The organism is Flavobacterium phragmitis (genome assembly GCF_900112575.1).
GTDB lineage: Bacteria > Bacteroidota > Bacteroidia > Flavobacteriales > Flavobacteriaceae > Flavobacterium > Flavobacterium phragmitis.
This window is the reverse complement of the sequence record NZ_FOMH01000006.1, coordinates 335,304-349,310: the sequence shown is the minus strand read 5'-3', so window position 1 is coordinate 349,310 and position 14,007 is coordinate 335,304. Positions and strand designations below refer to the sequence as shown.

At 32.8% G+C, this 14,007-nt stretch carries 14 protein-coding genes; 3 read left to right on the top strand and 11 right to left on the bottom strand.

Annotated elements, in window-relative coordinates; translation table 11 throughout:
* Positions 1–8: 8 nt before the first annotated feature.
* Complete coding sequence (locus BM289_RS13040) at positions 9–2,819, bottom strand: TonB-dependent receptor (RefSeq protein ID WP_091494152.1); 2,811 nt, start codon at positions 2,817–2,819, stop codon at positions 9–11.
* Between the two features lie 266 nt (positions 2,820–3,085).
* On the opposite strand from BM289_RS13040, the gene BM289_RS13035 reads away from it, so the two are divergent.
* On the top strand, positions 3,086–4,186 hold the full coding sequence (locus BM289_RS13035; RefSeq protein ID WP_091494149.1) for a DUF4407 domain-containing protein: 1,101 nt from the start codon (positions 3,086–3,088) through the stop codon (positions 4,184–4,186).
* Between the two features lie 132 nt (positions 4,187–4,318).
* Here the strand turns inward: BM289_RS13035 and BM289_RS13030 are convergent, their stop codons facing one another.
* From BM289_RS13030 to BM289_RS12985, 10 genes are all read right to left on the bottom strand, one after another.
* The gene (locus tag BM289_RS13030; protein ID WP_091494147.1) at positions 4,319–5,032 is read right to left on the bottom strand and encodes a PH domain-containing protein; all 714 of its coding nucleotides are present in this window, start codon (positions 5,030–5,032) and stop codon (positions 4,319–4,321) included.
* A 72-nt stretch (positions 5,033–5,104) separates the two neighbouring features.
* A complete protein-coding gene (locus BM289_RS13025) occupies positions 5,105–5,476 on the bottom strand; it encodes an MmcQ/YjbR family DNA-binding protein (RefSeq protein ID WP_091494144.1) in 372 nt (123 codons plus the stop codon).
* Positions 5,477–5,482: 6 nt separating this feature from the next.
* Positions 5,483–5,833 carry a DUF4260 domain-containing protein gene (locus BM289_RS13020; protein WP_091494142.1) on the bottom strand — a complete coding sequence of 117 codons (351 nt, stop codon included), beginning with the start codon at positions 5,831–5,833 and terminating at the stop codon, positions 5,483–5,485.
* Positions 5,830–6,231 (bottom strand): GNAT family N-acetyltransferase, encoded by a 402-nt coding sequence (locus tag BM289_RS13015; protein ID WP_091494139.1) that lies wholly within the window; start codon positions 6,229–6,231, stop codon positions 5,830–5,832. Before BM289_RS13015 ends, BM289_RS13020 begins: the two co-directional genes overlap by 4 nt.
* Before the next feature lie 172 nt (positions 6,232–6,403).
* Positions 6,404–7,171 (bottom strand): cyclase family protein, encoded by a 768-nt coding sequence (locus BM289_RS13010; RefSeq protein WP_091494136.1) that lies wholly within the window; start codon positions 7,169–7,171, stop codon positions 6,404–6,406.
* 51 nt (positions 7,172–7,222) lie between these two features.
* Positions 7,223–7,600, bottom strand: coding sequence for a GxxExxY protein (locus tag BM289_RS13005; protein ID WP_091494133.1), 378 nt, complete (start codon positions 7,598–7,600; stop codon positions 7,223–7,225).
* 117 nt (positions 7,601–7,717) lie between these two features.
* Positions 7,718–8,845: a radical SAM family heme chaperone HemW gene (gene hemW / locus BM289_RS13000; protein ID WP_091494131.1), complete on the bottom strand. Its 1,128-nt coding sequence runs from the start codon at positions 8,843–8,845 to the stop codon at positions 7,718–7,720.
* 123 nt (positions 8,846–8,968) lie between these two features.
* Complete coding sequence (locus tag BM289_RS12995; RefSeq protein ID WP_091494128.1) at positions 8,969–9,346, bottom strand: four helix bundle protein; 378 nt, start codon at positions 9,344–9,346, stop codon at positions 8,969–8,971.
* Between the two features lie 148 nt (positions 9,347–9,494).
* Entirely contained in the window at positions 9,495–10,049 is a 555-nt protein-coding gene (ruvC, locus tag BM289_RS12990; protein ID WP_091494125.1) for a crossover junction endodeoxyribonuclease RuvC, read from the bottom strand.
* A complete protein-coding gene (locus BM289_RS12985; RefSeq protein ID WP_167365422.1) occupies positions 10,046–11,755 on the bottom strand; it encodes a WG repeat-containing protein in 1,710 nt (569 codons plus the stop codon). Before BM289_RS12985 ends, ruvC begins: the two co-directional genes overlap by 4 nt.
* 201 nt (positions 11,756–11,956) lie before the next feature.
* On the opposite strand from BM289_RS12985, the gene BM289_RS12980 reads away from it, so the two are divergent.
* Positions 11,957–12,898 (top strand): lysylphosphatidylglycerol synthase transmembrane domain-containing protein, encoded by a 942-nt coding sequence (locus tag BM289_RS12980; RefSeq protein WP_091494120.1) that lies wholly within the window; start codon positions 11,957–11,959, stop codon positions 12,896–12,898.
* Positions 12,895–13,998, top strand: a complete 1,104-nt coding sequence (locus BM289_RS12975; protein ID WP_091494117.1) for a glycosyltransferase family 2 protein — start codon at positions 12,895–12,897, stop codon at positions 13,996–13,998. The genes BM289_RS12980 and BM289_RS12975 overlap by 4 nt, the downstream gene beginning before the upstream one ends.
* Positions 13,999–14,007 lie beyond the last annotated feature (9 nt).

Sequence of the window (14,007 nt, the reverse complement as noted above, 5' to 3'; positions counted from 1 at the left end):
ATAGCAGATTACAAGTCTAGTTTCAATCCGAAATTGTAACGAGGCTGGTAGTATTCAGCTTGTTTTGTATGTGCAGCAACTCCTTGGTAGTAACGTAACGGTTGGTTTGTTAAGTTATTAGCTTCAGCAAAAAAGCGAAGTTTTGGAGTGATTTTATAAGAAGCATTAGCATCTAAGAAAAACTGCTTATCATAGTAACTGTCTTTGTAAGACTCAGAACCTAATTCATCTAAATAATCAGATGTAAAGTTTGTTGAGATTCTTGCAGAGAAACGTTTGTTTTCCCAAGATAAAGATCCGTTAAACATGTGTGGCGTCGTTCCTGGAAGACTAATGTCGTTTCTTTCATTTCCATCTTCGTCAGCAATTCCTCTTGCTTTAGACTGTGTATAAGTATAGTTCAAATAGATACCGAATCCTTTTAAGAATTTACCAGGAAGGAAATCTAACTGACGCTGGAAAGCAACTTCAAATCCGTAAACATCCACTTTGTCTCCGTTTCTTGATTGTAAAAATGACCAGTTTTCTCCCGCTGGAATTGGGTTTGACTGATTAGGGAAATCTGCAGCAAATTTCGCATCAGTATATTGATTGTCGCTGTAGTTGTAAATGAAATCATTTAATCTTTTGTAGAAAACACCTCCAGAAATCAAACCAACAGATTTGAAATAGTTCTCAGCCATGAAATCATAGTTATATGAATACGTTGCATCAAGATCAGGATTACCAGCTGTAATTTCTTTATCAGCAGCAATGTTGTTTACATAAGGAGCCAATGCATAGTAGTTTGGTCTTGCTAAAGCCGTTGTAGCAGCAGCTCTTAAAACTAAATCTTTTGTTGCGTTGTATTGGAATGAAATACTTGGCAATACATTTGTGTATGAGTTTGTATTGTTGATTTTGCTTTCTAATTCTTCTTCATCTAATACACGGTTTCCTGTATAATCGATATGAGTATTTTCAACACGAACCCCCATTACCATAGAAAGTTTATCATTAAAATCTTGATCCCATCTTACATAAGCAGCAGTAATTCTTTCTTTAGCGTTATAGTTTACCGCTAAATATTCAGCTGGATCAGTTTCTTTTTCAAATAAAGTAGCATTGTTTAAATCTAAACTTCCTAAATAGTTTGCAGAAGCAAAAGTTCCCGGTACATATTTACTTCCTGGATTAAAATCTTTTCCATCATAATAACTTGTTGGAACTTGTGATAATAATTCCATATCATCATTTAATGGAGTATAAGAATAAAACATATTGTTTCTTTCTTTCTCTTTTAAACGAAGTCTAAGACCAGTTCTCAATCTTCCTTTTTCTCCTGAAATTACAGAGAATGGAAAACGGATGTTTACTTTAGCACCAAATTCACTTTCGCTTGTTTCATCTGTATTTTCAGTAACCGAATCAAATGCAAATTCGTCTATAGATTCTCCAGCTGTAGTAACTAATGGAAATCTTGGATCTGTTAAGTTTTCAAATACATCAAGACCTTTCTGACGGTATTCGATATAACGCTCACCTGGACGATATTCTCTAGCTTTTGCATAATTAGCAGACCAGTCTAAATCTAAAGTAGAATTGATTAAGTGCTCTCCACGAAGAGAGTAATTTTGTACTCTTTGATCTTCTAATCTTCTGTTTTTGTTACGGTTGCTATCCAAACCACCTTTTGTCTGACGTTTTACGCGTCCTTCGAAACCAGTGATTTCTTCACCATTGTAAATGGGTTCAATATCATCAATAGTCGTTCTGAAACGATTTTCTCTATCATCTCTCCAGTTGTAGATTGCATTAGCAAAAATGGTATTGTTTTCGTTGAATTTATAATCTAAAGCAATAGATCCACTACGACGAATACGTTGTACATCATATTTTCTAATTTCTGAAGCTTGTAAATATTCGTTTCCGAAATCATCTTTTACCCATTCGTTTTCGATGTTATCAGAACCATAATCAACATTGTTGTAAGAACCGCTTACTACAACTCCTAATTTGTTGTCGATAAAACGATTACCGTAAACGAAACCTGCAGTATAAGAAGCGTGGTCACGAATTGGCAAATATCCTCCTGCAAGAGTTGCAGAAATTCTTTCTCCGTTTGGAGTTGCTCTTGTAATTAAATTTACAGAACCTCCAATCGCGTCGGCATCCATATCAGGAGTTAGGGTTTTGTTTACTTCGATTGTAGAAATCATATCAGACGGAATCAAGTCCATTTGTACGTTTCTGTTGTCTCCTTCAGCAGATGGAATACGGTCACCATTTAAAGTAACAGAGTTTAAAGACGGAGCCAAACCTCTAATGATAATGTTACGAGCTTCACCTTGGTCATTCTGCATTGTGATACCAGGAACACGTTTCAGAGCGTCTCCCACGTTAGCATCAGGGAAACGTCCCATTTGATCAGAAGAGATTACGTTACCGATATTTTTATTGTTTTTCTGCTGATTCAGTGCTTTTGCCTGACCTTTTAAGATGTCACCGACAATAACTTCTTTCAGTTCATTTTCAGAAGCTTTAAGAGCAAAATCAATTACATTGTTTTTTCCTTGCTCTACTTTTATTTCTTGAGATATAGTAGTATACCCTATATATTTAACTTCAACTTGATAAGTTCCTTCGTTAATATTCAATAATTCAAAACGACCGTTATAATCTGAAACGGTGTATTTTTTCTCGCCTACAATTTGAACCATGGCTCCAGGTAGAGGCAACTTGTCATCGGCATCTAATATCTTTCCAGATATAATCGCTTTCTGAGCAAAACCTGTAAAGGCTAGTAAAAAGAATGTTGTTAATAGTAGAAATTTTTTCATTGTGTGTGTTTGGTTTTATTTTGGTTGCGAAGCTAGAACCCTATTATTACTAAACCCTTGAAAAAAAATTAACATAATGTTATGATTGTACTCCTGGTGTTAAGATTTATTAATCTTTAAATAACATGAAAAGCATCAAATAATTGATTCCCAGTGAAAAGAAAAATGATATTTTGATTGTAATTGAAAATTTGGCGCTAAATTTGCCGTATCACACGAGCCGTAAGGCGAACTGACGAAGTAATCACAATCAAAAATCATCAATCATGTTAAAACAATTTTTTATCCTATGTTCAGGAGCCGACCGAGATCTCTTGAAAGATTGTTCGGAAGGCGAACAAACCAAATATGTTGGAATTGGCGCCACTGTATTCTTTACGGCAGTTATGGCTTTTTTGGCCAGTGCTTATGCGCTTTTTACCGTTTTCGATTCTATTTATCCCGCTTTAATTTTTGGTTTTGTTTGGAGTTTGCTGATTTTTAATTTAGACCGTTTTATCGTTTCTACTATTAAGAAAAGAGATCGTTTTATGGATGAATTCCTGCAGGCGACTCCGCGTATTGCTTTGGCCATTATTATTGCTATTGTAATTTCAAAGCCTTTGGAAATCAAAATCTTCGAAAAAGAAATCAATACCGTTTTATTGAAAGAGAAAAATGAAATGGAATTGGCCAATAAAAAACAAATTGGTACTTATTTCAAAACAGATTTAGATAAAAATAAGGCTGAAATTGCTGCTCTAAAAGCTGACATTGTAAAGAAAGAAAAAGAAGTAAACGATTTGTATTCTGTTTATATCACCGAAGCTGAGGGAACTAGCGGAACTAAGAAATTAGGAAAAGGCCCAGTTTATAAAGAAAAACGCGAAAAACACGATGCCGCTCTTAAAGAATTCGAAACGCTGAAAAAGACCAACGAAGCCAAAATTGCCGAAAAAGAAAAAGCAGGTATACAATTACAAGCCGACTTAGACAAAAAAGTTTCGCAGACACAACCCATCATTGAAGGTTTCGACGGATTAATGGCGCGTATTAATGCCTTGAACAAACTGCCTTGGCTTCCGTCATTTTTTATAATGTTGTTATTTTTAGCAATCGAAACATCGCCGATTATTGCCAAATTATTAGCTCCAAAAGGAGAATTCGATTTCAAGCAGGAAGAAGCCGAAACAGCAATGAAAGCAACTTTATCACAAAACAAATACCAACGCGATTTATTAGTGAAAACAAGTGCCGAAATGCATGATAGAGTATACGCTGATATTGCAGAAGATAAGGCACTTTACGATTTGCAAAGAAAAAATGCAAAAGAGTTATTGGAGTTACAATCACACAGCTTTTTAGACAAACAGAAAGCAACTTTGTAAATAAGTGCAAAGTTTCTAAGCACAAAGTTATAAAGGGAAAGCCCGAAATAGAATCTCTATTTCGGGCTTTTTTTATTTTAGACAAAGTCAATAATCTTTGTACTTTGTACTCAGAACTTTGTACTTTAAAAACTACATATAACTTAAAATCTCTTTTTTGTAAGCATCATATTCTCCCTGCATGATTAAACCATTATCAAGAAGTTTTTTGTAGTTCTGTAATTTGTCGAAAAGTTCTTCTTTAGATAAATCACTTAATCTGCGTTCTCCCACAGGTTGTGTCGGCTGTGTTGGAAGCGGTTCATACGTTTCTGTAACAGTAGGAGCAGAAGGTAAAATTTCAGCAAAGCTAGTTACTTCTTCTGTTTCTACTTCCTCAACTTCTTCTTCAGCTTCTTCTTCAAAAACCGGTTCAACAGTTTCTGGAGTTGGTGCAGCGTTAGTTATTGGATTTTTAAATAAATCCAATTGTTCTTTAGCGTAAGTATAAATTTTTCTAGCCTGAATTTTCGGAATATAATCAATAGTAACTGCTAAATCTGTCTTGGTACCAAATGAAAATTCAGAACCTAAGATATTTTCTTTTACAAAAGTACTGGCAATATCATCCCATGCATAATCTGTAAAGTTCATTGAAAGACCTAAGTTTTTAGGTTCACAGATAATGATACGTTTGTTTGTTACTACAATACTGTCAGGGAAAACAGTAATAGCAGGTTTTTTTTGTACTGCGATATAACCAATTTCTTCACCTTTCATCAATAAATCTGTAAGTTTAGAAGTGATTTTTTCAATCGCTTTTGGATCTTGTTCTTCGTTCAGAAATTTTTTAAATTGTTCTTTCATGGTGTTATAAGTTGCTAAGTTACACAGTAACTAAGTTGCTAAGTTTTTTTTCTAACGTTGCAAATGTAATGCCTAATTTTCTAATTCGGTTATTTCATTTTGAATTTTCTTTGTCAAACTTTTGAAAACCAATTCATACGAATGGTCTATCAATTCTTTGACAAATTTTACGGGTAAATTTCCGTTTAAGGATACCGTATTCCAATGTACTTTACTCATATGAAATCCGGGTTGTATTTCATCATATTCTGCCCTAAGTTCCTGCGCACGGTCTGGATCACATTTTAGGTTGACAGACTGCTCGTTTTTTTCCCATTGTGATAAAGAAGACAAAGCAAACATTTTGCCTCCTACTTTAAAAACCAACGTATCTTCATCAAAAGGAAAATGTTCGCTGACGCCTTTTTTCGATAGACAATATTCGTAAAACGTTTCTAAATTCATAACTTTTTATTTTCCAATTTCACCTAAATGCGTGTATTTAAACCCTTTTCCATATTTCAATCCGTAACCGAAAATTCGATCCATTGCCGAATGTGAAAATAAAATAATTCCGGCTAATTGAATACTTTCAATACTTAAATAACATCCGATGCCATAAATTAAAAGTGCAACTCCTTTATGATGAAAGATATTATAAGCCAAAGCTCCAATTTTATTCCCAAAAGCATAGCCAATCATCGACAAATCTGGAGTCAATAATAAAGCTAGAAACCACCACCAATCGTAACTTAAACGATTAAAAAGAAATATTCCCAAAATAAATAAAGCCGTTTCTTCGAGTTTTAAGACTATTTTCATTTCACTATTTTTTCCATCATCTTTTCAGGATGATTCAGTTTTGTAAATCCGAATTTCTCGTATAGAAAGTGAGCATCAGTTGTGGCCAATCGCCAGATTTTGACTTCTTGCAATTGCGGTTCTTTCATCATGGTGTCAATTAATAGGGACGAATATCCTTTGCCGCGATGTTTCTCATCAATAAAAACATCCATCAAATAAGCAAAAACTACATAATCGGTTATCACACGTGCGAAACCAATTTGTTTTTCATCCAAGTAAATTCCAAAACAAATTGAAGCATCAATGGTTGTTTGCACTTCTTCTATAGTTCGTCCCGCAGCCCAATAAATATCTTTTAGGAAGTTTTGTATAAACGGAACGTCGAGTTTAGTTTTATCTGTTGAAACGGTAATCATATTGTTTAGTTTTTTTGCCACTAATTACACGAATTTTCACGAATTATTTTTTGCCACAGATTAAAGGATTAAAAATGATTAAATCTGTGGAAATCATTTTATCCCGATAGCTATCGGGAGTGGCAAAATAAAAAAAGAAATTAGTGCAAATTTGTGTAATTCGTGGCAACCTTTAAATTTTATATAAAATTGGTTTTGACGGACTTGCATCATTCTCAAACGAAGCGATTTGAAGATTTAGGATATAATCGCCATCTTTAATATCGTCCGAGACATAAATCATTTCTGTAATTGTAGCATTTAACCGTGCATCAGCATTTAGATTTACTGTGTCTTTTACATTCCAAAATGCTTTGTGAGCCAACAATTTTCCTTCGTCATGTTCTTTGTCAACGCTAGGAAGATCAATCAGTAAATGCTGAATTTCGCTTTCGCGGATGAAAACCGCAGCCTCTTCAGATAAATACGGCGGATTGGTATTCGAGTATTTTCTTGATTTTTTGTCTTTTGAATTTGGAAGTGTTCTGATAATTAAGGCATCGTTTGTCACACTGAGCGAAGTCGAAGTGCTCAACGCAATTTGAACTTGCTCTTTCGTAATCACAAAATCATCCCCAATTTTCTCAGGTTCAATCGTAATCAATTTAGCAAAAAAGAAAAACTGTTTTAGAGATTGATTAATACTGTAAAAATCATTCGTAATATGTCCCAGACATTCTGTATGTGTTCCATGTCCATGCGGATTGAAGAAAATATTATTGAAATTGGTAGATGATTTTCCTTCCGAAACTTTTCCAATCCAATCACCAAAAACTACAGGTTCTATAACTGGTTTTTCGATGTACCAAGCGATTGGGTTTTCATCGGTATTGGTTAATGGAATAGAAATATCAATGGGTTTTGATAAGTCGATTTCGAAGTTGTTGATTTTTGCTATCATAATTTAACCGCAAGGTTCGCTAAGGTTTACGCAAAGGTCGCAAGGATTTTACTAAAGATTGTTTGCTATTCTTTTAACTCCATGCTTTAATAATGCGACATTAAAATTTATCAATAATCCTAGTTTGCAATTTGTTAGTTTTAAGTAAGTCAATAGTTGAGCAAAATGAACTTCATTTAGACAATCTACAGACTTAATCTCCAAAATTAGTTTATTTTCTACTAAAATATCTAATCGATAACCAACATCTAATTTTACTTCTTCGTAAATTAGAGGGAGAGCCTTTTGTTTTTCAACCAATAAGTTTAGTTTTTTCAACTCATAGAATAAGCATTCTTCATAAGCACTTTCTAAAAGCCCCGGCCCTAAAGTTTGATGAACTTTCAAAGCTGAATGAAACACAATTCGCGATAAATCATTTTCAGACATAAAATCAATTTTTAAAGTTCAAATATAAATACTTAAGCAATAAAAATATAATTTTATTCCTACAAAAAATAAAATAGCGTTCTTTGCGTAATTCCTAGCGAACCTTGCGGTTAAACTTTAAGATTCTAGATAAAATAAATCTGAAGCAATTCCATCCGTTAAAAATTTTCCTTTTGGAGTTGGTTTTAAAATGTTGTTTTCGATTGAAAGCAAATCGTCGTTTACGAATTTTTGAGATTGTTCCAGTAAATAAGTCAAATATTCTGATCCAAATTCATTTTTAATTCTTTCTAATGAAACGCCCCAAATGGTTCGTAAACCTGTCATAATATATTCATTATAACGATCTGAAATGGTTAAACTTTCTGTTTCAATCGGAAGTTCGTCGTTTTGAATTGCTTTTAGATAAAGTGAATTATTCGCAATATTCCAGCCTCTTTTTATGCCGTCATAACTATGCGCGGAAGGCCCGATTCCGATGTATTTCTTGCCCAACCAATACGCCGAATTGTTTTTGGAGAAATAATTTTCTTTTCCGAAATTGGATAATTCATAATGAATAAAACCATTTTTTTGAAGCATTTCAACCAAAATCATAAAATGATTCGAAGCCACTTCGTCTTGCGGTTCAGCAATTTTTCCAGTTTGAATTAATTTACTTAAAGCCGTTTTCGGTTCAACCGTCAAAGCGTAACTCGAAATATGAGGAATACCAAAATCCAAAGCGGTTTGAATATTCTGTCTCCACATTTCGTTACTCATTCCTGGAATTCCATAAATCAAATCGAGTGAAATATTATCAAAATATTTAGTTGCTTCTTCCAGACATTTTTTGGCTTCCGCCGAATTATGAGCGCGATTCATCATTTTTAAATCCTCTTCATAAAAAGACTGAATTCCGATACTCAGACGATTTATCGGACTTTTTGATAATTCCAGAATTCGCTCCGCAGACAAATCATCTGGATTGGCTTCCAAAGTTATTTCCGGATTTTCGACAACTTTATAATTTTTATAAACTTCTAAAATTAAAAAGTTGATTTCGTCATTTGATAAAACTGAAGGAGTTCCACCACCAAAATAAATAGTTTCAATTTTACCATCACTTTCGGTTTTGCGCATAGCAATTTCTTTGGCTAATGCCAAAACCATATCGTCTTTCTTTTTTATTGAAGTAGAAAAATGAAAGTCGCAGTAATGACAAGCTTGCTTGCAAAAAGGTATGTGAATGTAGATGCCGCTCATTTTTTAGTGGTCAGTGTTCAGGTTTTTAGTATTCAGTTTTTAGTATTCAGTTTTTAGTATTCAGTGATCAGGTTTTTAGTGGTCAGTATTCCTCAAGCTAAAAACTGAATACTAAAAACCTGATCACTGATCACTTTTCTTAACTCCAAACTTCTCTGGATTTAAAAGCATATAGTTTATTAGTTTTCCTATTTCGATACTTTCTGATAAAAGTTCACTGTAAAATTCGGTTGAAATATATTTACATGCAAGAGCAAATTCCAGCCAGACTTGTGTTTCAGAATTTTCTCCATCAGAATCAGTCAATTTACTATAAAAATGTTTTGGATAAATACGTTTTCTGTAAGCCTCTGCAATCGTAACAGGGACACTTCTGGATGAACGTCTAATCTGATCGGTTAATGAATATGTTTCTTCTTTTGGAAACTGTTTTGTAATATTAAATATTTTCATTGCTAATGAAAACGACTTTTTGTAAGCTAGTAAATCTTGAAATCTCATTATGTTTTTTATTTATGACTAAAAAATAAATATAAGAAAAAGCTTTCTTTTTAAATAAGCGTTTTTCAGAAACATCAGAATACTAAAAAAACGAATCATTGTAGATTTTCAAAATCAACTGACCACTAAAAATCTGACTACTGAACACTTACTTTTTAACTCTATCCTCGTTTTGTTTCACAAAAGCATCCCAACCCGAATAGCTTTTTCCCGCAACAACTTTCCCAGAATTAAAGTGATGACAAACCGCAGCTGCCAAACCATCTGTTGAATCGAGATTTTTTGGTAATTCTTTTAAGCCTAAAAGTTGTTGCAACATTTTGGCGACTTGTTCTTTGCTGGCGTTTCCGTTTCCTGTGATCGCCATTTTTATTTTTTTTGGTTCATATTCTGTAATAGGGATTCCTCTTGAAAGTCCGGCAGCCATTGCAACACCTTGCGCGCGACCTAATTTCAGCATTGATTGTACGTTTTTGCCAAAGAAAGGTGCTTCAATAGCAATTTCGTCCGGACAATGTGTTTCAATTAATTCGATCGTTCTTTCAAAAATGACTCTTAGTTTTTGGTAATGATTATCGTATTTGGAAAGCTGCAATTCATTCAATTGCAGAAACTCCATTTTTTTATTGGTGACTTTAATCAATCCAAAACCCATAATCGTGGTTCCAGGGTCAATACCTAATATGATGCGTTCTTTTGTCAAGTGTGTTTTTTAAATTCTAAAGGAAAATTGTTTTCAACTTCTTCTTTAGAAACATTAGTTTTAATTATTTCTTTTTTACTATTTAGGATTGAATATTTACCATTCTTTAAAACATAAAATTCAGCTTCTTTCTTTTGAGGGTCAAAGTAATGAACATCAGCATAAATTTTATCGTAAATCAAAGGAATAATAATCTTGTTTTGAATGTTTACAACTCCATATTTATTATTTTTAGATAATACAATCGTCTTCTCATTATGATAAAATAAGTTTTCATAAATTGGAGGAATAATAGTTTTTCCTTCTTTAGTTATCAAACCTCTTTTATTGTTTTTAATAACAAAATGATAATTTTCACCTGGTCCATATTCAACCCAATTTGACATTTCGCTATATTCAAAAGGGATAATTATTCTTCCGGCTCTGTCTATAACGCCATATTTATCATTTTGTTTGGCAATAAATCTATTTTTTTGATCGTAAATACAAGGGGATAAATCCTGAAAATCAAAATTAAAAATAGGTTTTAGGTTTTTATCTATTATGCCAAATTTGCCGTCTTTGTTTTTTATAACATAATAATCCAGTTCTCTTCTGTCACTATAAATTGCTTTGTTCTCAATTGGATAAGTTACTTTGTTGTTAGAATCAATCAGTCCGAACTTTCCTTTATATTTTACAATTGCATTATAGTTGCTTCCAAAATCCTCAAATTCCTCATATACAACAGGAATTATCAATTTTCCTTTTGTGTCTATCGCACCGTATTTTCCATTCAAATCTTGAACGTGATAGATTTTTTCAATTTTTTTATTTAAACGACAGTAATCAAAAGAGAAGCCTTTTATCTTGTCATAAATTTTCTTCCCATATTCATCTATTAAAACAAGATTTTTGCCCTTTTTAGCAAGAAAAATTTCAGATTTATGATAAGATTCTTCAGGATGTTCAATAGTGTCATATTCTGGTTTAACTATTTCTTTTCCAAATTCATTTATAATTCCGTATTTATTATTCTTAGAAACAATTGCAATTCTGTTTTGATTAAATATTTCAGCAGTGCTATATTTCCCAAATGGAATCATTTCTGTTAATTCTTTATTTAAATATCCTTTTTTATTATTTTTCCGAACTAGTATTAAGCCATTTTTCCAAAAAGTACTTTTATTTTCTCCTTTGATATCGATGTCCGTTAAAGCAATTTCATCATAAATAAAATCAGATTTTTGCTTTCCAAACGAATCAAAAAATGCCCATTTTCCTTTTTTATATAAACAGACTAAACTATCAGCAATACTTTCCTTTGCATTTTGATAAATAATTGGAATTATCTCTTTTCCTTGTTGATTTATAAAACCATAGAGGTTATTTTTCTTCACAAGTGCTAATCCAGTTTTCTGAAAATCGGTTTCCTCTTCGAATTGAATTGGAATTACGATTTTTCCGCTTCGATCAACAAATCCATATTTCTTGTCTTTTTTTACACAAGCTAGTTCTTCGGAAAACAAAGCAATGTCATCAAAATAAAATGGAACAATTATATTTTCATGAATGTCAATATAGCCGTGTTTGTTTCTTAATTCGGCTAAAATCATTCCTTTCTCATCCATTGGATTTAGGAATTTATATTTTCCTAACGGAATAACAACATTTCCTTTTTCATCATTATAACCCCAAGAACCTTTGCCCATAATTCTAACATACATTTTTGCTGAATTTTGATCAACTTTTTTACATGATAAAATTAATAACAATGAAAAAAATAATATGATGCGTTCTTGTGTCATTCTTTGTTGGTTACACCAAGTTTCGCCAAGTTGCCACAGAGATTCACAAAGTTTTTATTTTCTCCGTGTATCTTTGTGATTTCTTCGTGAATCTTTGCGAAATAGCTTTACTTTTGCGGCATGATTTCAATTCCTCACAAAGCTAAGCAATTCCTAGTTCTTCTGGCCAAACTTTTAATTGTTGGCGGCGCATTTTATTTTATATATAATCAGCTGGCTAACAACGACAAATTAGACTGGCAGAAGTTTATTGTCTTGTTCAAGAAAAACCAATCGGTTTTAGGGATTTCGTTTATTCTTCTTTTGAGTGTTTTGAATCGTTATTTCGAGATATTGAAGTGGCAGAATTTGGCTCAGGTCATTCATAAAATATCTGTTTACGAAGCCACAAAACAGGTTTTAGCCGCGTTGACAGCTGGAATTTTTACGCCAAATGGGGTAGGTGAGTACGCTGGAAAAGCATTGTATTATCCAAAATCGGAAGCTAAAAGAGTCGTTTTCCTGAACTTAATCTGCAACGGAATCCAGATGATTTTAACGGTCATTTTTGGAATATTTGGTTTGATGTATTTCAATGCACAATACCACATTATTACAACCAAAACAGTAGCCATTTTGTTTGGCGGATTTGTATTGCTTTTGATTGTTTTGTTCTCTTTAAAGAAAATCAAAATCAAAGGATATTCGATTGAAAAACTGATTCATAAAATCAATGAAATTCCGAAAACGGTTCATCGGAAAAATATTGTTTTAGGCATTTTACGTTATTTGGTTTTTTCGCATCAGTATTACTTTTTGTTTTTGGCTTTTGATGTCGATTTACCTTATTCCATTTTGATTGCAACTGTGACATCGGTTTATTTTCTAGCTTCTTCATTACCAACATTTCAGTTTTTGGACTTTGCCGTAAAAGGAAGTGTTGCGATGTATTTCTTCGGAATTCTAGGCGTAAACGAATGGATTGTTGTTTTTATTAGTACTTTAATGTGGTTTTTGAATGTGGTGCTTCCGGTGATTTTAGGAAGTTATTTTGTGCTTAATTTTAAAACCAAAACAGCATGATTTCTGCTTTATCTGGAATATTGATCCTTTATATAATTAGTATTAGTTTGCTGATTTATGGTTTTTTAAAAGTCAGAAAATATCAAAAAACAGATTTAAAACCAAAAACGAGTTTTACCATAATTGTTCCGTTTAGGAATGAAGAGGATAACTTGCCAAACCTGTTAAATAGTATTTCGAAACTCAATTACCCAACAGATTTATTTGAGGTTATTTTGGTTGATGATAACTCTAATGAGAAATCCCAATTTTTAGAATCCAAATTCCAAGTTTCTATAATTGATAATGTTAGAGTATCCAATTCTCCCAAAAAAGATGCAATCACGACAGCTATGAAGTCTGTAAAAACCGATTGGGTAATTACAACAGATGCCGATTGCATTGTTCCCGAAAACTGGCTTTTGACTTACGATAATTATATGCAGCAGAATAAAGTTTTGATGCTTGCCGGAGCAGTTTCATACCAATGCGACAATTCTTTTTTAGATCATTTTCAGCAATTGGATTTAACGAGTTTACAAGGCGCGTCAATTGGAAGTTTTGGTTTAAATAAAGGCTTTATGTGCAATGGAGCCAATTTTGCATACACAAAATTATTGTTTGAAAATCTAAACGGTTTTGAAGGGAATGATAAAATCGCCAGCGGAGACGATGTTTTTTTACTGCAAAAAGCAATGGAGAAATTCCCAGATGAAGTTCGTTATCTAAAAGCAAAAGAAGCAATTATAACAACAAAACCAACCGAAAACTGGAAAGCTCTTTTTTACCAGAGAGTGCGCTGGGCGGCTAAAACAGGTTCATATAGAAGTACTTTCGGAAAGTTTTTAGGCTTGATTGTTTTCTTCGGTAATCTAACTTTAGTCGTTAGTTTTTTCTTATTCTTATTTGGAGTTCTAAGTTATCCAATTTTGGTTTTATTTGCCTTTTTTAAGTTTTTAACCGACTTTATTTTATTATCCATAACCAATCAATTTTTAACAGGAACTCGAATAAAAAGTTTGTTGTTAAGCAGTTTGCTTTACCCATTTTTTAGTTCAATTGTAGCGTTGTATAGTTTTTTTGGTTCTTATGAATGGAAAGGTCGGCAATTTAAAAAGTAAACTCTTTTG